Annotated in this window: 19 protein-coding genes and 5 pseudogenes; 8 read left to right on the forward strand and 16 right to left on the reverse strand. The window is 71.3% G+C overall.

Annotation, left to right across the window (positions count from 1 at the left end; translation table 11 throughout):
- The first annotated feature begins 185 nt into the window (after window positions 1–185).
- Window positions 186–839: an O-methyltransferase gene (locus MTP03_RS17025; RefSeq protein ID WP_371820792.1), complete on the forward strand. Its 654-nt coding sequence runs from the start codon at window positions 186–188 to the stop codon at window positions 837–839.
- A 52-nt stretch (window positions 840–891) separates the two neighbouring features.
- On the opposite strand, the gene MTP03_RS17030 is transcribed toward MTP03_RS17025, so the two are convergent.
- From MTP03_RS17030 to rfbD, 7 genes and pseudogenes are all read right to left on the reverse strand, one after another.
- Window positions 892–1,875, reverse strand: a complete 984-nt coding sequence (locus tag MTP03_RS17030) for an ATP-binding protein (protein WP_248489238.1) — start codon at window positions 1,873–1,875, stop codon at window positions 892–894.
- 14 nt (window positions 1,876–1,889) lie between these two features.
- Window positions 1,890–2,219: pseudogene (locus tag MTP03_RS23980) on the reverse strand (AAA family ATPase); the annotation flags it as partial.
- 101 nt (window positions 2,220–2,320) lie between these two features.
- Entirely contained in the window at window positions 2,321–3,232 is a 912-nt protein-coding gene (locus MTP03_RS17035; RefSeq protein ID WP_248489239.1) for an aminoglycoside phosphotransferase family protein, read from the reverse strand.
- Window positions 3,233–3,331: 99 nt separating this feature from the next.
- Window positions 3,332–4,126: an SGNH/GDSL hydrolase family protein gene (locus MTP03_RS17040; protein ID WP_248489240.1), complete on the reverse strand. Its 795-nt coding sequence runs from the start codon at window positions 4,124–4,126 to the stop codon at window positions 3,332–3,334.
- A 9-nt stretch (window positions 4,127–4,135) separates the two neighbouring features.
- A pseudogene (locus tag MTP03_RS17045) lies at window positions 4,136–5,238 on the reverse strand (sugar phosphate nucleotidyltransferase).
- Window positions 5,238–6,163: pseudogene (locus MTP03_RS17050) on the reverse strand (glycosyltransferase). Before MTP03_RS17050 ends, MTP03_RS17045 begins: the two co-directional pseudogenes overlap by 1 nt.
- A gap of 9 nt (window positions 6,164–6,172) precedes the next feature.
- On the reverse strand, window positions 6,173–7,114 hold the full coding sequence (rfbD, locus tag MTP03_RS17055) for a dTDP-4-dehydrorhamnose reductase (protein ID WP_371820793.1): 942 nt from the start codon (window positions 7,112–7,114) through the stop codon (window positions 6,173–6,175).
- 299 nt (window positions 7,115–7,413) lie between these two features.
- Here rfbD and MTP03_RS17060 point away from each other — a divergent pair, with 299 nt between their 5' ends.
- Together MTP03_RS17060 and MTP03_RS17065 are read left to right on the forward strand one after the other, a co-directional pair.
- On the forward strand, window positions 7,414–8,940 hold the full coding sequence (locus MTP03_RS17060) for an LCP family protein (protein ID WP_248489241.1): 1,527 nt from the start codon (window positions 7,414–7,416) through the stop codon (window positions 8,938–8,940).
- Entirely contained in the window at window positions 8,928–9,677 is a 750-nt protein-coding gene (locus MTP03_RS17065) for a TIGR03089 family protein (RefSeq protein WP_248489242.1), read from the forward strand. The genes MTP03_RS17060 and MTP03_RS17065 overlap by 13 nt, the downstream gene beginning before the upstream one ends.
- Before the next feature lie 3 nt (window positions 9,678–9,680).
- Here the strand turns inward: MTP03_RS17065 and MTP03_RS17070 are convergent, their stop codons facing one another.
- The 5 genes and pseudogenes from MTP03_RS17070 to MTP03_RS17090 all read right to left on the reverse strand — a co-directional run bounded on the left by MTP03_RS17070 (window position 9,681) and on the right by MTP03_RS17090 (window position 14,692).
- A complete protein-coding gene (locus MTP03_RS17070) occupies window positions 9,681–9,905 on the reverse strand; it encodes a hypothetical protein (RefSeq protein WP_248489243.1) in 225 nt (74 codons plus the stop codon).
- 517 nt (window positions 9,906–10,422) lie between these two features.
- The gene (locus MTP03_RS17075) at window positions 10,423–11,583 is read right to left on the reverse strand and encodes an acyl-CoA dehydrogenase (RefSeq protein ID WP_248489244.1); all 1,161 of its coding nucleotides are present in this window, start codon (window positions 11,581–11,583) and stop codon (window positions 10,423–10,425) included.
- 264 nt (window positions 11,584–11,847) lie between these two features.
- Window positions 11,848–12,741 (reverse strand): hypothetical protein, encoded by an 894-nt coding sequence (locus MTP03_RS17080; protein WP_248489245.1) that lies wholly within the window; start codon window positions 12,739–12,741, stop codon window positions 11,848–11,850.
- Between the two features lie 250 nt (window positions 12,742–12,991).
- Window positions 12,992–13,516 (reverse strand): 5-(carboxyamino)imidazole ribonucleotide mutase, encoded by a 525-nt coding sequence (gene purE, locus MTP03_RS17085; RefSeq protein ID WP_248489246.1) that lies wholly within the window; start codon window positions 13,514–13,516, stop codon window positions 12,992–12,994.
- Window positions 13,509–14,692 (reverse strand): annotated as a pseudogene (locus MTP03_RS17090) (5-(carboxyamino)imidazole ribonucleotide synthase). The gene purE and the pseudogene MTP03_RS17090 overlap by 8 nt, the downstream one beginning before the upstream one ends.
- 231 nt (window positions 14,693–14,923) lie before the next feature.
- Between MTP03_RS17090 and MTP03_RS17095 the strand changes: the two are divergent.
- Together MTP03_RS17095 and MTP03_RS17100 are read left to right on the forward strand one after the other, a co-directional pair.
- Window positions 14,924–15,469 (forward strand): GtrA family protein, encoded by a 546-nt coding sequence (locus MTP03_RS17095; RefSeq protein WP_248489247.1) that lies wholly within the window; start codon window positions 14,924–14,926, stop codon window positions 15,467–15,469.
- Between the two features lie 34 nt (window positions 15,470–15,503).
- Window positions 15,504–16,811, forward strand: a complete 1,308-nt coding sequence (locus MTP03_RS17100) for a HAMP domain-containing sensor histidine kinase (protein WP_248492269.1) — start codon at window positions 15,504–15,506, stop codon at window positions 16,809–16,811.
- 26 nt (window positions 16,812–16,837) lie between these two features.
- Here MTP03_RS17100 and MTP03_RS17105 read toward each other — a convergent pair whose 3' ends face one another.
- The 4 genes from MTP03_RS17105 to MTP03_RS17120 are packed head-to-tail and all read right to left on the reverse strand — an operon-like array spanning window position 16,838 to window position 18,875.
- Entirely contained in the window at window positions 16,838–17,527 is a 690-nt protein-coding gene (locus tag MTP03_RS17105) for a response regulator transcription factor (protein ID WP_248489248.1), read from the reverse strand.
- A complete protein-coding gene (locus tag MTP03_RS17110; protein WP_248489249.1) occupies window positions 17,524–18,069 on the reverse strand; it encodes a PH domain-containing protein in 546 nt (181 codons plus the stop codon). The genes MTP03_RS17105 and MTP03_RS17110 overlap by 4 nt, the downstream gene beginning before the upstream one ends.
- A 3-nt stretch (window positions 18,070–18,072) precedes the next feature.
- Window positions 18,073–18,735 (reverse strand): biotin--[acetyl-CoA-carboxylase] ligase, encoded by a 663-nt coding sequence (locus tag MTP03_RS17115; RefSeq protein WP_371820988.1) that lies wholly within the window; start codon window positions 18,733–18,735, stop codon window positions 18,073–18,075.
- A complete protein-coding gene (locus MTP03_RS17120; protein WP_248489250.1) occupies window positions 18,696–18,875 on the reverse strand; it encodes a hypothetical protein in 180 nt (59 codons plus the stop codon). The genes MTP03_RS17115 and MTP03_RS17120 overlap by 40 nt, the downstream gene beginning before the upstream one ends.
- Window positions 18,876–18,939: 64 nt before the next feature.
- Here MTP03_RS17120 and MTP03_RS17125 point away from each other — a divergent pair.
- The 3 genes and pseudogenes from MTP03_RS17125 (at window position 18,940) to MTP03_RS17135 (ending at window position 21,509) form a co-directional block, all read left to right on the forward strand.
- Window positions 18,940–20,594: pseudogene (locus MTP03_RS17125) on the forward strand (acyl-CoA carboxylase subunit beta).
- Window positions 20,591–20,965 carry an acyl-CoA carboxylase epsilon subunit gene (locus MTP03_RS17130; protein ID WP_248489251.1) on the forward strand — a complete coding sequence of 125 codons (375 nt, stop codon included), beginning with the start codon at window positions 20,591–20,593 and terminating at the stop codon, window positions 20,963–20,965. Before MTP03_RS17125 ends, MTP03_RS17130 begins: the two are co-directional and overlap by 4 nt.
- Window positions 20,880–21,509, forward strand: a complete 630-nt coding sequence (locus tag MTP03_RS17135; RefSeq protein WP_248489252.1) for a nucleoside triphosphate pyrophosphatase — start codon at window positions 20,880–20,882, stop codon at window positions 21,507–21,509. The genes MTP03_RS17130 and MTP03_RS17135 overlap by 86 nt, the downstream gene beginning before the upstream one ends.
- Window positions 21,510–21,631: the final 122 nt, after the last annotated feature.

The raw sequence follows: 21,631 nt of genomic DNA on the forward strand, positions 1-21,631 counted from the left end.
GAACTCCCGAGCCGCCCGAATTGTTCCCACCGTGGGCGACACGTGTTCAGCGTCGACGTTCACTGTTCCGTATCGCAATGTGGGATCACTGATTCCTCCCTGAGCGTTGCCTGTGCATGCATCACCTAAGCTAACGATCGCGTCACGGCCGGGTTACCGGCGCGGGACCGGTTAGGATTCGGTGCGTGTCGAATTCCGCCGCTTCCGCCGCCCTCGTGTCCTTCGCCGAGCACGCCATCGTCGAGGACGATGCGATGGTCTCCGCGCGGGAGCGGGCCGCTGACCTGGGCGTCGACGCCATCTCCCCCGCGGTCGGGGCGCTGTTGTCGGTGTTCGCCGCGGCGGGCGGCGCGAAGTCCGTGGTCGAGGTGGGCACCGGCGCCGGGATCAGCGGGCTGTGGCTGCTGTCGGGCATGCGCCCGGATGCGGTCCTCACCACCATCGACTCCGAGTCCGAGTACCAGGCCGCCGCGAAGATCGGGTTCCAGCAGGCCGGCGTCTCGTCGAACCGCACGCGGCTGATCAACGGGCACGCCCTCGAGGTGCTGCCCCGGCTCGCCGATGCCGCGTACGACCTCATCTTCATCGACGGCGACCCCGTCGACCACCCGCGGTACGTGATCGACGCGGTGCGCCTGCTCCGCCCCGGCGGCGTGGTCGTGGTCAACCTCGGGGACGCCGGCTACCGCATCCCCGACTCCGAGGCCTTCGACGACGAGGCCTTCGCCGCCCGCGAGGCCACCCGCATCATCGCGGCCGACGAGAACCTCCTCCCCGTCGTGATCCCCCTGTCCGGCGGCATCGTGGCCGCCGCGAAGGCCTTCGTCCCGGAGCAGTAGCGCGGGTCCTGTTCCCGAGCCCGACGGTGCCCTCACCTCCCGCTGCGTATTGCTAGCGGTTTCGGCTACGTTCACCTGCGGTTTTCCTGCTGAATCCACTAGCAATCGGAGTGGGCGTAGCCTCCCCGCCGAGCTCCCACAGGGCGCTCACCGGGACGGCGAGCTTGCGCTCGCCGAACGACAAGGTCTCCGTACCCGTGTACAGCACGATCCCCACCAGCAGGTCGTCACCGAGACGACGGGCCAGGTGGTCGATGCCGCGGAAGTCGTCGGAGCGGGCGGTGGCAGCCGCTTTGACGTCGATAGCCACGACACGGCCCTGCCTGTCCTCGAGCACGATGTCCACCTCGACCTGGTCCTTAGTCCTGTAGTGGAACAGCTCGGCGCGCGTCTCCGACCAGGTGAGTTGCCGTGCGATCTCCATCGCTACGAAGCCTTCGAGGAGTCCCCCGAGCGGACTGTCGGGTCGTGCCAGCGCCGCCTCGTCCTGGCCGAGGACGTTCGCCGCGATCCCCGCGTCGACCATCGCGCCCTTCGCGGTGGACACCGCCCGCGCGGACAGGTTCCTCGACCAGGCCGGAATCCGCTTGATCAGGAACACCTCCTCGAGCAGGCCCACGTACCGGTCGACGGTGCTCTGCGGCAGGCCGAGCGACCGCGCCAGGTTCCCGGGGACGAGGAGCTGACCGGAGCGCGCGGCGAGCAGCCTGATGAGGGCGCGCATCTGCGGCCCGTGCTCGATCTCCGACAGTTGCATGACGTCGCGATTGACCAGGTCGGCGAGGTAGTTGTCGAGGAACGCCTGCCGTCTGCGGCCGGTCCGCGCGACCGACTCGGGAAAGCCGCCGCGGACGACCCTGTCGATGTACCCGCGCCGGTTCTCACCGCTTTCGTGGCGCAACTCGGCGCCCGCTGCGAACACCGCGTCGACGAAGCCGTCCGACCTCTCGTCGATCTCCCCCTGCGAGAGCGGCCACAACTCGATCGTCTCCATTCGCCCGGGTAGCGCGTCCGGCAGCCCCCGGAGGCCGAGCACCTAGCCGACCCCGACAGCAGGAATCGCCCGGGCCGGGGATCCCCGTCCACCGATTCCTTGATCGCGAGAAACAGTTCGGGAACCCGCTGCACCTCGTCGATGATCAGCAAGTCCGGCTCGTCGACGAAAGACGTCGGGTCGAACTCTGCGGCCCGCCTAGTCGATGACCGATCGAGGTTGCGCCAGACCGACGGCCGATCCGCCCCGACGCGAGTGACGAGTGTGCTCTTCCCACACTGCCGCGCACCGTTGACCAGAACCACGCGCGTGTCGGCAAGTGCCTCCTCCACGATGCGAGTGCCGTGACGAGGCAAGATTCGTCCAATGGGAGAGTGATTGTTCATGGTCTCGCCACCCCTCTGCGCTAGCTTGGCCGCACTACTGACGCTAGTTTGGCCGCATGTTGCATGCTAGTTTGGCCGCTCATCTCGCGCTAGGTCAGCCGCTACCGCTGGACCGCTTTGGCCACGCTGATGCAGCGGGTGATCCAGTCCCGCTCGCCGACATCCAGCGCGCGGTCGACACGCTTCGCGTCCTCCACCGCCCAGTGCGCGTTGAGCACCATCCGCACGGTCACCCAGTCGCGGGCGCGGTCCTCGTCGAACCCGGCGGCCTCGACCACGGTGAAGAACCGCCGCTGGATGGATTCGCGCAGGTAGCCGTCCATCTCCTCCCAGCGGTTCCAGAGCAGCGGCGCCACCTCGTAGTGCGGGTCGCCGGACATCGGCTGCGGGTCGATCACGAGCCACGGCTCGCGATCGGCCGCGAGCACGTTCTCATAATGCAGGTCGCCGTGGATGATCCGCCCGACGGACTCCGGGTCGCCGACGAACGCCCGGCCGCGGGCGAGGGCCAGGTCGATCAGCCGGGGCGGCACGGGCACATCCCGACGGTCCGCCTCCAGCGCGTCGAGCCATCGGGTCAGGATGCCGGTGAGCGGCCGCAGCCGCCCCGGGGCCGGTTTGTGCAGCCGGGCGTAGAACCCCGCGACGATCTCGCACGCGGCCAGGTCCCACTCCCCGGTGAGGTCGCGGTCCCCCAGCTTCTCCAGCAGCATCGCGCGCCGCGCGGGGTCGGCGCGGTACAGACGCACGGCACCGTCGCCGCCCCAGTACTGCAGGGCGAGGTGCTCGTGCTCGAGCTCCTCGGCACCGTCGAACGCGATCTTGAGCATCGCCTCGCCGTCCGGACCCCGCACCGGCACGACCAGCGACGTGAACCCGAACATCGCCTCGCCCGACGGCGTCAGGCCCCAGTCGGACAGCAGCTGATCGCGCAGCTTCGGTAACCGGTCGAACCACGCCGCCCAGTCCGGGCCCAGTCGCCGCTGCGCCTCGAGCTCTGCCGGGATCTCCACTCCCGCCACGCTATCCGACGGTCCGCCGCGGACAGAATCGGAGAGTGCTGCTGCCGAACGCCTGTCACTCGCGCCGCGCCACGGCCCTCCGCCCCGGCCTCAGACCTCCGACGCCCCGCCCGCGGGTGCACCCACCGGCCGCATCAACGTCGGGTACTTCGGCGGCAGGCCGTCGCCGGTCGAGATGCCGCGCACGCGGCGGGAGATCCAGGGATACGCGAACTCGCGGCGCCAGCGGCGCTTGATCTCCCGGTCCTCGGCCGGCGTGATCAACGGCGCGGGACCGAGATCCGGCACGGACAGCGAATGCGGCACACCCAGCACGTCCAGCACCTCGATCGCCATCCGCAGGTGCCCCGGCACGGACATGTGGATGCGGTCGAACTCCCACATCCGCAGGTCCCGGTACTCCTTCATCCGCCAGTAGTCGAGCAGCAGCAGCCCACGGTCGGCGGCGATCTCGCGCACCAGCTCGTTGTAGATGGCGAACCGCCCGCGGAGCGCGCCGAAGATGCCGCTGCCGTGCGTGTCGGCCGCGGTCCAGACCACCACCGTGGCACCGGATTCCGCCAGCCGCCCCAGCATCGCGTCGTAGGCGGAGACCACCGCGTCCACGTCCACCGACGGCCGGATCAGGTCGTTCGCCCCGGCGTACACGGTCACCAGATCCGGCCGCAGCTCCAGGCACGGATCGAGCTGTTCGGCGACGATCTGATCCATCTTCTTCCCGCGGATCGCCAGGTTCGCGTAGCCGAAATCCGCTGACCGCGCGGCCATCACCTCGGCCACCCGGTCGGACCATCCGCGGTACTCGTGCGTCCCCGTCGGATCGGGATCGCCCACGCCCTCGGTGAACGAATCCCCGATCGCCACGTATCGCAGGAACTCAGCCACCGAAAACTCCTATACGTCCGTCGAGAACCGCACGCCGCCGTCCGGCAGCTGAACACCGGGCCACACCCGCGCGCCGTGCAGCAGCTCGCACCGCGCGCCCACCGAGGCACCGTCGCCGATCACCGCCTCGCGGATCCGGGCCCGCGGCCCGATGTGCGCGCCGAAGCCGATGATGGACCGTTCCACGATCGCCCCGGCCTCGACCCGCACCCCGTCGAAGACCACGGCACCGTCGAGCCGTGCGCCCGCGCCGATCTCGGCACCGCGGCCCACCACGGACCCGCCGATCACCAGCGCCCCGGGCGCCACCGACGCGCCCGGGTGGATCAGGCACTCGCCGCGGGTGCCGTCGAGCGCCGCCGACGGCGCGATCCCCGCACGAGATCCGAGCTGCCGGCGACGAAGTCCTCCGGCGTGCCCATGTCGCGCCAGTACCCGTAGTCCACGTGCCCGTACAGCTTGCGGCCGTCGTTGAGCAGCTTCGGGAACACCTCGCGCTCCACGGAGACCGGGCGCCCGGAGGGGATCTCCTCGATCACGGACCGCTTGAACACGTAACAGCCGGCGTTGATCTGGTCGGTCGGGGGATCCTGGGTCTTCTCCAGGAACGCCGTCACGCGCCCGTCGCCGTCGGTCGGCACGCACCCGAAGGCGCGCGGGTCTGCCACGCGCACGAGGTGCATCGTGACGTCGGCGTCCTTCTCGCGGTGCGTCCGGACGACGGCGCGGATGTCCGAGCCGCCCAACACGTCCCCGTTGAACACGAGCACGTTCTCGGCGCGCAGCGCTGACAGCACGTTGCGGATGCCACCGCCCGTTCCCAGCGGCTCGGTCTCCACCACGTACGAAAGCTCCAGTCCCAGTTCGGAACCGTCGCCGAAGTACTCCTCGAACACCTCCGCCTTGAACGAGGTGCCCAGCACCACCCGGCGGATGCCGGCGTCACGGATGCGGGAGAGCAGGTGCGTGAGGAAGGGCTTGCCCGCCGTCGGCAGCATCGGCTTGGGCGCCGAGAGAGTGAGCGGTCGCAGGCGAGTGCCCTTGCCGCCCACCAGGATCACGGCCTCGACGTCGCCGAGCTCCACGGCGGCATCAGGTTCGATCGAGTTCATCATTCCCCCTCATCGGACGTGCGCCGGGCGCGCACCGCCGCGAACACGCTGACCCGCGATCGCGCGGCCAGCCCCACCTTCATCGCCGCGCGGAGCGGCGCCGCCGCCGGACCGGGGTGCCGGTCGGCGAAGAACCGGTACGCGGAATCGTGGTGCGCCGGGAGCATCAGCTCCGGCACCTTCCCCGCCGCGTGCCCCTTGGCGTGCACGATGCCCGCCGACGGAACGTACACGTTGCGCCAGCCCGCCCGGGCGAGCCGGTCACCGAAGTCGACGTCCTCCATGTACATGAAGTACCGGTCGTCGAAGCCGCCGATCGACTCGAACGCCTTCGGCCGCACCAGCAGGCACGACCCGCTGAGCCAGCCCGCCTCACGCTCCGACAGGTCCGCCTCGGCCTGCTGGTAGGCGCGCGTCCACGGATTCGACTTCCACACGGAGCCGAGCAGCGCGTGCCCGATCCCGAACCGCATGCTCGGCACCCGCCGCGCGGACGGGTAGACGGTGCCGTCCGGGTCGCGGATCAGCGGCCCCAGCGAGCCCGCGTCGGGGTGCCGCTCTGCCGCGGCGATCAGCTCGTCGATCGCGCCGGCCCCGAACACCACGTCGGGATTGCTGATCAGCAGGTAGTCGGGCGCGTCGGCGCCGTCCAGCCCCAGCCGCGCGGCGGCGAAGTTGATCGCCCCGCCGTATCCCAGATTCGCTCCGGTGCGCAGCAGCTCGGCCTGCGGGTGGGCCCGCTCGGCCGCCTCCGGCGCACCGTCGACCGACCCGTTGTCGGCCATCAGCACGCGCGGCGCCGCCCCGAGAACGCACCGTCGATGCTGGTCAGGAAGTTCTCCAGGTGCTCACCCGGCGAGTAGGTGACGGTGATCACGGCCAGCGTGGCAGGGGGCACTGCGGTCGTCTCGTCGGTTCCGGGCACGCGCACAGGTTACCGGTCGGTTCCCCGGGGTGCGCCGAGCGCCCGGTCCAGCGCGTCCCGCCAATCCGGCAGCGGCCGCAGGCCCGCGTCCACCCACGCCCGCGACGAGAGCACCGAGTACGCCGGCCGCGGCGCGGGCCGCGGGAACTCCGCGGTCGTACACGGCGAGACCCGCCCGGGATCCGCGCCCACCCGCTCGAAGACGCCACGGGCCACGTCGAACCACGAGGCCGCGCCGCCGCCCGCCGCGTGCAGCACCCCTCCGGGTCGCGTGGGATCGACGCCCAGCAGCTCGGCCAGGTCCAGCAGGCCCGCGGCCAGGTCCGGCGCATAGGTGGGCGAGCCGGTCTGGTCGTCGACCACCTTCGGATCCACGCCCTGCCCGGCGAGCCGCCCCATCGTCCCCACGAAGTCCGGCGCCCACCCGACGCCGCCCGCGCCGTTAGCGCCGTTAGCGCCGCCCGCGCCGCCCGGCGCGGGACGCCGACCGGTGTACACCCAGGCGGTCCGCACGACGACGGTGCGCGGATCCTCCGCGAGCGCCGCCCGCTCGCCGTCGAGCTTGGTGCGCCCGTAGACGCTCGCCGGGCCGGTCGGGTCGCCCGGCTCCCACGGCCGCGGCGGCACCGGGGCGGTGCCGAACACGTAGTCCGTCGAGACCTGCACCAGCCGGGCGCCGGTGGCGGCGCACCGTCGGGCCAGCAAGCCGGGGGCGAGCGCGTTGAGGGCCCCGGCGGCCTGCGGCGCGGACTCGGCCGCGTCGACGGCGGTGTGCGCGGCGCAGTTGATCAGCACCGTTCGCGGCCCCAGATCGAGGCCCGCGACGGCGTGTGGCGAAGTCACGTCGAGGTCGGCGCGACGCAGCCCGCGGGCCTCGATACCCCGCTCGCGAGCCGCCGCGACCAGGGCCGATCCGAGCTGCCCGGCCGCGCCGGTGACCACCACGTCCACACCGCGAACCGTACGCGACGGCCACGTCTGCGTACCTCGCCAGGTTCGGTCGGTACCGTTATGGGGATGTGATCGAGCGCGGCCGGAGCAGTCGGCCCGTGAGAACGCGATGTTTTCCGTCGAGAAGGAGTGGTGGTGGCCGACAGCCCGAATCGCCGTGGGGCGCGGCATTCCCGCAACTCCGGCGCGCCGCGCCGGAGCGTCCGGGCGGAGAACGAGGGCGTCGCCGACGGTGAGCCGAAGGTCCGGTCCCGGCAGGTCCCCGCGCGGCGGACCTCTCGGCCGACACCCGCGAGCGCGTGGAGCGCAGCGGCAAGGCCGCCATCGCACTGCTCACGGCGATCGTGCTGGTGGTGACAGGTGTCGCCTGGTTCTGGTGGTCGCGGTTCGCGGGCGACATCGAGCGCGGCCCGACGCTGGCCGCCAAGCCCGACGGCGCGACCGACATCCTGCTCGTCGGCACCGACTCGCGCACCGACGCCAAGGGCAATCCGCTCACCAAGCAGGAGCTCGCGCGGCTCAACGCGGGCTTCGACGACGGCACGCTGAACACCGACACCATCATCCTGATCCGCATCCCCAACGACGGGAAGTCGGCCACCGCGATCTCCATCCCGCGCGACGCGTACGTCGCCATCCCCGACCAGGGCAAGGGCAAGATCAACTCGGCGTTCGCCGGCGCGGCCAACGTGACCCGGGACAAACTCATGGAGGAGGGCGTCGACGAGAAGGAGGCGGTGCACCGGGGGAACGAGGAGGGCCGCAAGGCGCTCATCGACACCGTCGCCGACCTCACCGGCGTCTCGGTCGACAGATACGCCGAGATCGGCCTCGTCGGGTTCTCGCGCCTCACCGACGCCGTGGGCGGCGTCGAGGTGTGCCTCAAGCGGCCCGTCAACGATTCGTTCTCGGGCGCCCGCTTCAAGGCGGGCAAGCAGACCCTCAAGGGCCCGCAGGCGCTGAGCTTCGTCCGGCAGCGGCACGGACTTCCCCGCGGCGACCTGGACCGCGTGACGCGCCAGCAGGTGTTCATGGCCTCACTCGCGAGCAAAGTGCTCTCGACCGGCACGCTCACGAGCCCGAACAAGCTCAGCCAGCTGCAGAACGCGCTCACCACGTCGGTCACGCTCGACAGCGACTGGGACGTGATGAACTTCGCGAAGGAGCTCGCGAACCTGTCGGCGGGCAACATCAAGTTCTCGACCGTGCCCGTGGTCCGCGACGACGGCTGGAGCGACGACGGCATGCAGTCCGTGGTGGTCGTCGACCCGAAGCAGGTGCAGGCGTACGTGTCCGGCCTGCTGGGCGAGGACCCGAACACCAAGACCAAGAAGGCCACGCCGTCCTCCGCGTCCGTGCCGTCGGTCGACCGCGGGTCGTACACCGTCGACGTGGTGAACGCGGGCTCCACCACGGGCCTCGCGGGCGGCGTCTCCTCCTTCCTCGCCGGGAAGGGCTTCGCCAAGGGCGGCACGAGCAACGCGACCACCGGCGAGGCCGGGCTCAGCAGTCAGAGCGCCGTGCTGGCCAGCTCGTCGAACGACCAGGGCGCCAAGGCCGTCGCCGCGCTGCTCGGCGGAATCCCGGTGGTCGCGAGCACGTCGGTCGAGGCGGGCCACGTCAAGGTCCTGCTGCAGGACGGTTACTCCGGTCCCGGCTCCGCGAACTACTCCGGCTCCGACGCGGCGACGACCACCACGACGAAGTCGATCCCGCCCGGCATGACCGAGGCCCTCGACCCCGAGGAGGCGGCCCGGATCAGCTCGCTCCTCAACCGCCCCGGCTTCACCGCCGAGCAGAACGGAGGCGTCCCGTGCGTGGACTGACGGTGACCGATCGGCTACTGGTGCCGATCGTCGAGGCCGAGCCCGCCGCGCCTCGCTTCACCTGGTACGACGACGCCTACGGCGCCGGGAGCGAAGCGAGCGGGCCGAATCGAGCCGGTGCCCGCATGGGCCTGTCGGCGATCACGCTGGGAAACTGGGCCGCGAAGTGCGGGAACCTGCTGCGCGACCAGTACGGCCTGGGCCCGGGCGACCCCGTCGGGGTGCTCCTGCCCGCGCACTGGCAGACCGCGGGGATCCTGTTCGGCGCCTGGTGGGCGGGCTGCGAAGTGCGGTTCGGCGAGCCCGGCGACGTGAACTTCTGCGCCCCGGACCGGATCGACGAGGCCGGCGACGCCGACGAGATCCTCGCCGTGGGCCTCGACGCCTTTGGCCTGGCCGTCCGCGATCTCCCGCCGGGCATCGACGACTACACCACCGAGGTCCGCGTGCACCCCGACGCGTTCACTCCCGGCGGAGCCGGCGCGGATCTGCCGGTGCTCGCCGGGGACTCCGCCGAGATCGTGGTCGCCCGGAGCACCGCCCTGTCCGCCTCCGCCGGCTACGCCGCGGGCGACCGGGTGCTCTCGACGCGCGAGTGGCGCACCGTCGACGACCTGTACGACGGCCTGCTCGCCCCGTTCGCCGCGTCGGCCTCGGTCATCCACGTGTCGAATCCGGACCCGGCGACGCTGACGGACAAGTTCACCGTCGAGAAGGCGACCGCCCGCGTGGCCTGAGACCTACTGCCGCACGTCGAGCACGATCCGGGACGGCCCGGCGAGCGTGGAATCGGCGTAGCGCTGGTCGTTGCCGGTGAGCTTGACCGCCACCTGCAGCTGTCCCTCGAACGCGCACGAGATGATCGCCCGCGAGATCGCCCGGCCGGGACCGGCGACGGTGTTCGCGCCGGTGTAGGCAGGCTTGCCGTCGTCGTCGAACAGGGCGATCGGCTCGATCCTGAGCACCAGGTACTCCCCGGTCCGCCCGCGTCGAGCCCCGAGCCGCACTCGGTGATCGGACCGGCCGCGCGAGTCACGGTGTACGGCGGCACGTCGCCGGTGAACTGCAGCACCAGCCGGTCGTAGCCGTCGTGCCGGCCCATCCGCAGGTCCGAGAGCATCGTCGACGACGGTGCCGTGCGCGCGCTCGTGCTCGGCGCGCGCGACGTCGTGACGCGCACGCTCGTGCTGGAGGTGCCGCGCGCGCTCGTCGTGGTCGCGGTGACTGTTCCCGATGGCGCCGTGGTCGTCGCCGAGACCGGCGGCAGCTTCACGCCCGACGGTGCCGTCACCGGCCCGTCCTCGAAGCACGCCGTGAGGACCGCGCCCAGCGCGAGCACCGTCACCGTCGCACCGGCTGACCTGCGAACACCTGCCCCACGAAGCACGAGAGCCCCTTCCGTCCGGTCCAGGCTAGGCACGGGCCGGGCGGGGGCGAATCGTTATCGAATCGACGGCGAGCTGGAACCGGCCCGCCGACGGTTCAGCGCAGCAGCTGGCGCGACATGACCAGGCGCTGGACCTGGTTGGTGCCCTCGTAGATCTGGGTGATCTTGGCGTCACGCATCATCCGCTCGACCGGGAAATCGCGGGTGTAGCCGGCGCCGCCGAGCAGCTGGACGGCGTCGGTGGTGACGTCCATCGCGACGTCGGAGGCGAAGCACTTCGACGCGGAGCTGATGAAGCCGAGGTTCTTCTCGCCGCGCTCGGCGCGGGCGGCCGCGGTGTAGACCATGAGGCGGGCGGCCTCGAGGCGCATCGCCATGTCGGCGACCATGAACTGGACGCCCTGGAACTCGGAGATGGACTTGCCGAACTGCTTGCGGTCCTTGATGTACTCGATCGCCACGTCGAGCGCGCCCTGCGCGATGCCGACAGCCTGCGCGCCGATGGTCGGGCGGGTGTGGTCGAGGGTCTGCAGCGCGGTCTTGAAGCCGGTGCCCTCGTCGCCGATCATGCGCATCGCGGGGATGCGGCACTCCTCGAACGCCAGCTCGGCGGTGGGGCTGCCCTTGATGCCCAGCTTGTGCTCGTAGCCGGTCACGGAGAAGCCCGGATCGTCCTTGTGGACGATGAAGGAGCTGATGCCGTTGGCGCCCTTCTCGGGGTCGGTGACGGCCATGACCGTGTACCAGGTGGACTTGCCGCCGTTGGTGATCCAGCACTTGGAACCGTTGAGCACCCACTCGTCACCCTCGCGACGGGCGCGGGTGCGCATCGACGCGGCGTCGGAACCGGCCTCGCGCTCGGAGAGGGCGTAGGAGGCCATGGCCTCGCCCTCGGCGAGCGACGGCAGCACGTGCTGCTTGAGCTCCTCGGAGCCGTTGAGGATCAGGCCCATGGTGCCGAGCTTGTTCACGGCGGGGATCAGCGAGGAGCTGCCGCAGACGCGCGCCACCTCCTCGATCACGATGCAGGTCGCGACCGAGTCCGCACCCTGGCCGCCGTACTCCTCGGGCACGTGGATGGCGTTGAAGCCGCTGGCGACCAGCGCGTCCAGCGCCTCCTGCGGGAACCGCTCCTTCTCGTCGACGTCCTTGGCGTGCGGCGCGATGTCGCGCTCCGCGAGCGCCCGGATGGCCGCGCGCAGTTCCTCGTGCTCCTCGGGGAGCTGGAACAGGTCGAAGTCGGGGTTACCTGCCATGACGGCCTCCATCAGGGGTCTACGTGTTTCGTCCGCCGCTGATTGTATCCATGCCGGCTCCGCCGCCAGTTAGTCGCTCGTAACCGTTTCCCGACGGTGCCGTTGTCCTCCGGCACAACGGCACGTCTCCCACCCGATCCGCGACCCCTCGCGGTTCTCCCACCTTTTTCGCGGCTACCCACCTCGCACGCGGGGTGGGTAGCCGCGAAAGGGTGGGAGGCTTCGTTCCTCCGCTCCGTGTCGCCCGCGCCGCGCGCCCCGCGGTCATGCGGACGCCCGGACCACGCCGTGGCGACGCATCGCCGGCAGCAGCAGCTGCTCGAGCCGACCGGGCGTGTTCAACACCCGCCATCGCCAACGGATCACCTCGAATCCAGCTGCCTCGAGGTGTTCCTGGCGGGCCTTCTCCGCGGCGAGCGCCTCCTCGACCTCGTCATCGGTCTCGCCGTACTTGTCGCGGCCGTCGAACTCACCGACCAGGGAGCCGCCCCATTCGAAATCCGTGTAGAACGTGCAGCCCGCCAGCACGTGCTCGGTCTGCAGCTGCGGCGTCGGCAGTCCCCGGCCGCGCATCTGGATCCGCGACCACGATTCTCCCGGCGACCCACTACAGGTCACCGACAGTTCCAGCCCGAGGCGGGCGGACGCGACCCCACGTCGACGCCCCAGTCGATCGATGCAGAGCCGCAGTTCCTCAAGCGGGACGGGTTCCGGATCCTCCGGGTTCGGGTACCGCAGCACGTGCCGGACGGCGTCGAAGGCGCAGACCGCGCGCTCGAGGTCGCCGGTCATCCCGCAGTCCACGGCGGTGCGCGCGCGGTCGGTGGCGCGAACCCCATCGACGACCATGATCTCGTCGTCGCGCAACGGTCGCGAATGCAGGTGCACCTTGCCCCGCAACCCTCCGCCGTGGCTACGGTTCACAGTGAAGTGGATCTTGTCGCGCGTCGGTCTCAGGTAGGGGATCCCGTGCAGCGCCGCCGCGCTCTCGTGGCTGACTACCGCGGAGCGCCCGGTCGCCGTCGCGAGTACCCGCGTGCGATAGCGCTCCGCAGCGGTCTCCGCCACGTTCGGCGCGTACTTCCCGGGCGCCGGACGGTACAACCGGCCGGCGCGCACGGCCGCGGTCAGCCTGTCGGTGGTCCACCCGGTGGCCATCAGCTCTGCTCGCGGTCGAATCTCCCATGCCGCCAGTGAACACGGACCCCTCGGCACCGTACGGCTATGAACACTGTTCATCCACAGCAGGGTGAAGCCACGATCGAGGGTCGTCGATCTCATCCACAGGGCCCCAGGTCGCCCGTCCCACCCGTTTCGCGGCAGCACACCTCGCGTGCGGGGTGGGCTGCCGCGAAAAGGGTGGGAATCCCGCAGGCTCCCGCGAAAAGGGTGGGAGAACCGGGCAGATTCAGCCCTCGAGCAGCTTCGCGCGCAGCGCGTCGTCCTTGCGGAGCACCATCTGCTCCAGATCCGCCTGGAACGCGGCCATCTGCGCGCGCAACGCGGGATCCGCGGCGCCGAGGATCCGCACCGCCAGCAGGCCGGCGTTGCGGGCGCCGCCCACGGACACCGTCGCGACCGGGATACCGGCGGGCATCTGCACGATCGACAGCAGCGAGTCCATGCCGTCCAGGTGCTTCAGCGGCACCGGCACGCCGATCACGGGCAACGGCGTCGCCGACGCGACCATGCCCGGCAGGTGCGCCGCCCCGCCGGCGCCGGCGATGATCACCTCGACACCCCGCTCCGCGGCGCCCGACGCGTAGTTCAGCATCCGCTGTGGCGTCCGGTGCGCGGAGACCACGCCCACCTCGAAGCGGATCCCGAACTCGGCGAGCGCCTCGGCGGCGGCCTCCATCGTCGGCCAGTCCGAGTCGCTGCCCATGATCAGTCCGACCCGGGGTCCCCCGGTCGATCCACCGTTGTCAGCCATGCACACTCCATCCATCGGTCCATTCGGCGGTCGCCAGCCAGGTGGCCGCCCGTTCCGCCCGTTCCCGCAGCTCCGCGACGTACGCCGGGTCGTCCCGGTCGCCGTCGAGCGCACCGACCAGGTTCACGTGCCCGATCTTCCGGTCCGGCCGCCCCTGCTTCCCGTACAGGTGCACCCGCGCGTCCGGCATCCGCGCCATCAGGTGGTGCAGCCGCTCGTCCATGCTCATCGCGGGCTCCGACGGTGCCCCCAGCACGTTCGCCATGACGGTCAGCGGCGCCCGCGCCGCGGTGTCGCCCAGCGGGTAGTCCAACACCGCGCGCAGGTGCTGCTCGAACTGACTGGTGACGCAGCCGTCCATCGACCAGTGCCCCGAATTGTGGGGGCGCATGGCGAGCTCGTTGACCAGCATCTCGCCCGACGGGGTCTGGAACAGCTCGACCGCCATCACGCCCACCACGCCCAGCTCCTTCGCCAGGCGCAGTGCGAGCGCCTCCGCGAACGACGCGTCCTCGTCGGACAGCCCCGGTGCGGGCGCCAGCACCACCGCGCACTGCCCGTGGCGCTGCACGGTCTCGACCACGGGCCACGTCGCGCCCTGCCCGAACGGCGACCGCGCGACCATCGCCGACAACTCGCGGAAGAGCTCGACCCGCTGCTCGGCGATCAGCTGCACACCGGCGACCAACTGCTCCTCGGCCACCGACAACGCCTCGGCGAGCGTGTCCGGCAGCCACACACCGCGGCCGTCGTACCCGCCGCGCACCGCCTTGAGGACCACGGCACCGTCGTATCGCGCCCAGAACGCGCGGACGTCGTCGACCGAGGTCACCTCGGCGAAGCCCGGCACGGGCGCTCCGAGCTCGGCCAGACGGTGCCGCATCGCCAGCTTGTCCTGCGCGTACAGCAGCGCCTGCGGCGGCGGGTTGACCGTGACGCCCTCGGCCTGCAGCGCGAGCAGGTGCTCGAGGGCACGCCCTCGTGGTCGAAGGTCACCGCGTGCGCTCCGGTCGCGACGCGGCGCAGGTCGGCGAGACTGTCGTGGTCACCGAGCACCACATCGGGGCTGACCTGGGCCGCCGGCTCGTCCGGTGACGCCGCGAGCACACGCAGGCACTGCCCGAGCGCGATCGCCGCCTGGTGCGTCATGCGGGCCAGCTGTCCCCCGCCGATCATCGCCACCACCGGCCGCCCCGGGCCGGATTCCACAGGCCGCTCACGGCCGGATTCCACAGGCCGCTCACGGCCGGATTCCACAGGCCGCTCACGGCCGCGATACGGAACAGTCACCGGTCCATAATCGCAGGTCCGCGTAGCCCGCCGGGCACCCGCCGCGCCGTGACGGCCCCCACCCGACCGCGTCACACTGGGCGCGGTACTATTTCGGATTCCGTTACAGTGGCGCACGTGGCTTTCATCGAGGCGATTCTGGATCGCACCCCGGCACCCCTCCGCGGGCTCGTCATGCAACACCACGAGCTGATCAAGTTCGCCATCGTCGGCGCCACGACGTGCGTGTTCGACCTGGCCATCTTCTACGGCCTGGTTCTCACGGTGCTCGACGACAAGCCCACAGTCGCCAAGGTCTTCTCCGGCGTCTGCGCCGTGATCCTGTCGTACATCCTCAACAGCGAGTGGAGCTTCAAGCATCGCGGCGGCCGCGAGAAGCACCACGAGGCCCTGCTCTTCTTCGCGATCTCCGGCATCGGCGTGCTCATCATGGCCGCGCCGATCTTCATCGCGAACAACTTCTTCGACCTGCGCAACGTCGATTCGAAGACCACGCTGATCGTGGTCGACTTCGTGCTCAACTACATCGTCGGCAACCTGCTGCAGATGGCGTTCCGGTTCTGGGCGCTGCGCCGCTGGGCGTTCCCCGAGGACCAGCGCGACGCCCCGGCGCAGGAGACTATCCTCACCACGGGCGATCCGGCCGCCTCGTCCGAGCGGTAGCGTCTGCGGCGTGGGCCGCTCGACCGACCGCAGCGTGCGGCACCGGATTCTCCGCTCGACGATCACGGTCGTCGCCGTCACCGGCCTGTTCCTGGGCCTACCGCTGATGTTCTACACGTGGCGCTGGCTGGACGACACCGCCCGCACCGACCTGCAGCACCGCCTCCAGCGGGCGTCCTCGGAGATCCTCGGGCACGAGCAGCGCACCGGCACCGTCGGTGATCCCCCGGTGGACGCGCTACGGCTGCTCGTCCCGTCCGGCGGGCGCCTCGTGCTCAATTACACGGACGCCTCCGGCACACCGCACGAGCTCACCGTCGGCGCCGAGGATCCGATCGAGCGGCCGATGGTCGAGGGCACCTCCCTGGGCGACGCCGGAGTGCTGCGGCTGGAGCAGGACTACTCGACGGTCCGGAGCGAGCAGTACCGCGCCCTGACCATCGAGCTCATCGTGATGGCCCTGTCGGTCACGGCCGGCTTCGTGGTCGCCGCGGTGACCGCGAGCCGCGTCGCGGACCCGGTCCAGGACGTTGCCGACCGGGCGCAGCGCCTCGCCGACGGCGACTTCCGGCCGGACCCGCACCGACACGGCATCGAGGAGCTCGACCGCGTCCTCGACGTTCTCGACGCCGCCACCGAGGAGATCTCGGACCGGCTCCAGCGCGAGCGACAGATCGTCGGCGACGTCTCGCACCAGCTGCGCAGCCGCCTCACCGCGGTGCACATCCGGCTCGACGAGCTCACGCTGCACCCGGACCCGGAGGTGGTCTCGGAGGCGCAGGCCGCACTCGACCAGGTGGACCGGCTCACGTCCGCCGTCGGCGACATGGTGCGGGCCGCCCGCGCCGAGAAGTACTCGCTCGACGCGATCGACGTCCGCACCGAGCTGACCGCGCTCATCGCCGACCTCGCGCCCCCGTTCGCCCGGGCGGGCCGGCGGCTCACCGTCGCACCCGGAACGTCGGCAGCGCTCCCGACCCGCGCCACTCCCGCCCGTCTGCGCGAGGCGGTCGCGGTGCTGATCGACAACGCGCTCGCCCACGGCCGCGGGGACGTCACCGTCACCTTCGGATCTGTCGGCGCGCGCACCGTGCTGGTCACCGTCGCCGACGAGGGCTCGGGCATCTCGGACGCCGACGCGCAGCGCATCTTCCGGCGCGGCTATTCCGCGGGCAACGGGACCGGGGTGGGCCTCGCGCTCGCCCGCGCGTTCATCGAGGGCGACGGTGGCCGCCTGACACTACAGAGCCGCAAGCCCACGACGTTCGCGATCTTCCTACCCGCTGCGGACCCGGACGTGCCGCCCGAGCGCTCCGTCCGCCCCGAGCCCGAGCCCCGCTGAGCCCTGCCGCGGCACCGACCGCCGGGCTACTCCGCGTCGAACCGGAAGCCCACGCCGCGCACGGTGACGATGCGCCGCTGCTGGCCGGTGTCGTCGCCGATCTTGCGGCGCAACCAGGAGATGTGCATATCCAGGGTCTTCGACCCGCGCAGGTCGGAATCCCCCCACACCTCGGTGAGGATCTCCTCGCGGGACAGCAGCCGCCCGGCGTGCTCCATGAGGAACTTGAGGAGCTCGAACTCCTTGTTGGCCAGGCTCACGTCCTCGCCCTCGACGGTGACGCGCCGCGCGGTGGCGTCCAGCCGGATCCCACCCGCGTCGAGCACCTCGGCCGCGCCGGTCGCCGGTGCGCTGCGCCGCAGCAGGGCTCGGGTGCGGGCCATCAGCTCGAACATGCGGAAGGGCTTGCCCACGTAGTCGTCGGCGCCGGCGTCGAGCCCGACGACGAAGTCCATCTCGTCCGTGCGCGCGGTGAGCATCAACACGGCGACGTCGGGGCGCGCGGCGCGCACCTCGCGGCACACCTCGAGCCCGTCCATCTCGGGCAGTCCGAGGTCGAGGATGAGCAGGGCGAACTCCTCGTCGAGCGCGCGGGACAGCGCCTCGGTGCCGGTGCCGGCCACGGTCACGTCGTAGCCCTCGCGCGAGAGCGCCCGCGCCAACGGCGACGCGATCGCCTCGTCGTCCTCGGCCAGGAGCACGCGGGTGGTGGTCATGGGCGCCGAGAGTACTCCGCGGAGCCGCCGTCGCGTCCGGTGAAGTCATCGGCGTCGTCCAGCGCGTCGAGGACGAGCGCGTGCACCGCCGCGATGCGCGGCACGCCCGGGAAGTCGAGCGGGTCCTCGCCCGCCGATTCGACGGTGAGCACGCCCGAGCGCAGCACCCGGTCGACGAGCCGCTGGTGGTACTGGACCGAGTTGATGCGCCGCAGCGGGATGTCGATCCCGCGGCGACGCGCGATACCCGAGCGGAACATGATCCGCAGGTCGGTGACCACGAGGTGGGTCGCGCGCCACGACACCCAGGGGCGCACCGTCCACCAGAGCACGACGGCGACCCAGGCGGCGACGACGGCGAGCACGAGCCAGAACGACAGCGCACCGTCGGGCTTCACCCTGGTGATGAGGCCCAGGGCGATCCCCCCGGCGGCGCACGCCGCGAACAGCACGAGCACGGGGGCGACCATTCGGCGCCAGTGCGGCCGGGTGTGCAGCAGCACGCGCTCGTCGTCGATCAGCGCCTTGCCCGGGAAACCCATCGGTCAGGCCGGCCGCAGGTGCGTGACGTCGCCGGCGGAGAGCACGTGCCGGGTCCCGGCGTCGTCCGCGACCACGATGCGGCCCTCGGCGTCCACGTCGACGGCGGTGCCCTCCAGCGTCCCGTCGGCGGGCAGCGACACCGTGACCCGCTGGCCGATCGTGACGCACTCGGCGAGGTAGGCGGCCCGGGCGGACGCGGGATCGGACGTCCAGGCGCCCAGGCCCGCGTCCAGGTGGCGGAGGTAGGCGATCGCGAGCGCGGTCCGGTCGGGCGCCTCGGCGCCGGCCAGCTGCAGCGACGTGGCCGTCTCCACCGGCACGTCCGCCGCGGCGAGCGTGGTGTTCAGGCCCGTCCCGATCACGGCTACGAGGGCACCGTCGGGCGCCGTCGCGAGTTCCGAGAGGATGCCGGCGGTCTTGCCGCCCCGCTTGCCCGGCGCTGCGTCGAGCAGCACGTCGTTGGGCCACTTCAGGCCCGCTGCCAGGCCGGTGACCTCGCGCACCGCGGCCACGGCCGCGACGCCGGTGACGAGCGAGAGCCAGCCGGCGCGCGGCGCGACCGCGGCGGGCACGGCCACCGTCACCGACACCGACAGCTGGGTCCCCGCCGGCGCGGACCAGGGCCTCAGGTGACGGCCCCGGCCGGCGGTCTGGACGTCGGCGATGAGGACGCGCCCGGGGCGTCGCCCGCCCGCACGCCGTCCGCGAGGTCGGCGTTGGTCGAGCCGGTGCTGGGCACCACCGACACCTCGTGCCAGCGGGTGCCGCGCACGGCATCGGCGATCGCGATCTGATCCAGGGGCACCACGGCCTCCTCCATCGATGGGCAGTGCGGCTTCACGCCGACTCTATTGGTTACAGTCAGGGGTATGACGAGTGCCTCCACCACCGACGGCGCGGCCGGCGCCGGCAACACCGCTGACGCCGAGCCCAGCATCCACACCACCGCCGGCAAGCTGGCCGCCTTTCGCGCGAAGGACGCCGAGGCCATGGCCCCGATGGGGCAGGCCGCGATCGACAAGGTGCACGAGAAGGGCCGGCTCACGGCTCGCGAGCGCGTGCTCGCACTGCTCGACGAGGGCTCCTTCGTGGAGCTCGACAAGTTGGCGCAGCACCGCTCGACCAACTTCGGCATGGCGGCGCGGCGCCCCGTCGGCGACGGCGTGGTGGCCGGCTACGGCACCATCGACGGCCGCGAGGTGTGCGTCTTCAGCCAGGACTCGACCGTCTTCGGCGGCTCGCTCGGCGAGGTCTACGGCGAGAAGATCGTCAAGGTCATGGATCTGGCGATGAAGACCGGCCGCCCGCTGGTCGGCATCATCGACGGTGCCGGCGCGCGCATCCAGGAGGGCGTGGTCTCGCTCGCCCTGTACTCCCAGATCTTCATGCGCAACACGCAGGCCTCGGGCGTCATCCCGCAGATCTCCGTGGTGATGGGCGCGGCCGCCGGCGGCCACGTCTACTCCCCGCGCTGACGGACTTCGTGGTGATGGTGGACCACGAGAGCCAGATGTTCATCACCGGCCCGGACGTCATCAAGTCCGTCACCGGCGAGGAGGTCTCGAAGGAGGAGCTGGGCGGCGCCCAGACCCACATGACCAAGTCCGGCACGGCGCACTACGTCGCCTCGGGCGAGCAGGACGCGCTGGACTACGTCCGCGAGCTGCTCACCTACCTGCCGTCGAACAACCGCGCCGAGGCCCCGCGCTTCGTCCCGACCGACCCGCTCACCGGCTCGATCGAGGACTCGCTCACCGACGAGGACCGCGAGCTCGACACCCTGATCCCGGACTCGCCGAACCAGCCGTACGACATGCACGAGGTCATCCGCCGCCTGCTCGACGACGACGAGTTCCTCGAGATCCAGCCGCAGCGCGCGATGAACATCATCGTCGGCTTCGGCCGCATCGACGGCCGCAGCGTGGGCCTGGTGGCCAACCAGCCCACCCAGCTGGCCGGCTGCCTCGACATCGACGCCTCGGAGAAGGCCGCCCGCTTCGTGCGCTTCTGCGACGCCTTCAACATCCCCATCGTCACGCTGGTCGACGTGCCCGGTTTCCTGCCCGGCACCGGCCAGGAGTACGACGGCATCATCCGGCGCGGCGCGAAGCTGCTCTACGCCTACGGCGAGGCCACGGTCCCGAAGATCACCGTGGTCACCCGCAAGGCCTACGGCGGCGCGTACTGCGTGATGGGCAGCAAGGACATGGGCGCCGACATCAACCTCGCGTGGCCCACGGCCCAGTTCGCCGTGATGGGCGCGTCGGGCGCGGTCGGCTTCGTGTACCGCAAGGAGCTGGCCGCGGCCGCCGAGAACGGCGAGGACGTGGACGCGCTGCGCCTGAAGCTCCAGCAGGAGTACGAGGACACGCTGGTGAACCCGTACGTGGCGGCCGAGCGCGGCTACGTCGACGCCGTGGTCCTGCCGTCGCACACGCGTGGCCAGATCGTCACGGCGCTGAACATGCTCGAGCGCAAGGTGGTCGCCACCCTGCCCCGCAAGCACGGGAACATCCCGCTGTGACCGGCGAGCAGAAGCCGGTCGAGCCCAGCGCGGCCGACGTCGAGAAGCTCCGCGCCGCCATCCGGTTCGAGAAGGGCAACCCGTCCGACGCGGACGTCGCCGCGGTGGTCGCGGTGCTGGCCGCCGCGAGCGGCTCCGCGCCGCAGCCGGGCACGGCGCCGAAGTCGCTGTGGGGCGACAACCGCGACCGGATGCGGCCGCAGTACTTCAACGGCCCCAACGCGTTCACCAGCCAGACCCCCTGTTCTGGACCAAGGGGTCCTGATCCCCGCTCCCGTGCGCCTCGTGCTCGCGTCGGCCTCCCCGGCGCGGCTGTCGGTGCTGCGCGCGGCCGGCACCTCCCCGCTGGTATCGGTTTCGCAGGTCGATGAGGACGCGGTCCTCGCCGCCCTGGGTCCGGGAGCCACGCATGAGGATTCGGTCACCGAGCTGGCCCGGGCGAAGGCCCGGGACGTCGTCTCCCGCATCGTGTCCGACGGTGCCGTCCCCGGCCGCGCCGTCGTGATCGGCTGCGACTCGATGCTGTCCATCGACGGCGAGCTCGTCGGCAAGCCGCACACCCCCGACGTCGCGGCGGCGCGCTGGCGCGCGATGCGCGGGCGCACGGGCCGCCTCCTGACCGGTCACTGCGCGGTCCTCCTCGACGACGGCGCCGTGGCCGGCGAGGCGGTCGGGACCGGAGCGACGACGCTGCGGTTCGGCGCACCGTCGGACGCGGAGATCGAGGCGTACGTCGCGACCGGGGAACCGCTCCAGGTGGCCGGCGCGTTCACCCTGGACGGGCTCGGCGGTTGGTTCATCGAGGGGATCGACGGCGATCCCAGCTCGGTCATCGGGATCTCCCTCCCGCTCACGCGCGACCTTCTGACGAGCCTGGGCGTCGACGTGATCGCGCTCTGGACCGCCGGCGGGTGATCTTCGCGGTCGCGATGTGTCCGACATCATAAGATTCGATCACCGAATCACGTTAGCATCGCGTTAACACGGCGGAATCGGCACGTTTCCCCAGCTGGCATCCACACTCGAAGCTTCAATTT

The sequence above is a fragment of the Tsukamurella sp. PLM1 genome (assembly GCF_023168325.1).
In the GTDB taxonomy this organism is placed as follows: domain Bacteria; phylum Actinomycetota; class Actinomycetes; order Mycobacteriales; family Mycobacteriaceae; genus Tsukamurella.

Excerpts from the sequence above, each read along its gene's own strand:
- MTP03_RS17105 (WP_248489248.1), bottom strand. The coding sequence starts at position 17,527 with ATGACCACCACCCGCGTGCTCCTGGCCGAGGACGACGAGGCGATCGCG.
- MTP03_RS17110 (WP_248489249.1), bottom strand. The coding sequence starts at position 18,069 with ATGGGTTTCCCGGGCAAGGCGCTGATCGACGACGAGCGCGTGCTGCTG.
- purE (WP_248489246.1), bottom strand. The coding sequence starts at position 13,516 with ATGGCTGACAACGGTGGATCGACCGGGGGACCCCGGGTCGGACTGATC.
- MTP03_RS17080 (WP_248489245.1), bottom strand. The coding sequence starts at position 12,741 with ATGGCCACCGGGTGGACCACCGACAGGCTGACCGCGGCCGTGCGCGCC.
- MTP03_RS17075 (WP_248489244.1), bottom strand. The coding sequence starts at position 11,583 with ATGGCAGGTAACCCCGACTTCGACCTGTTCCAGCTCCCCGAGGAGCAC.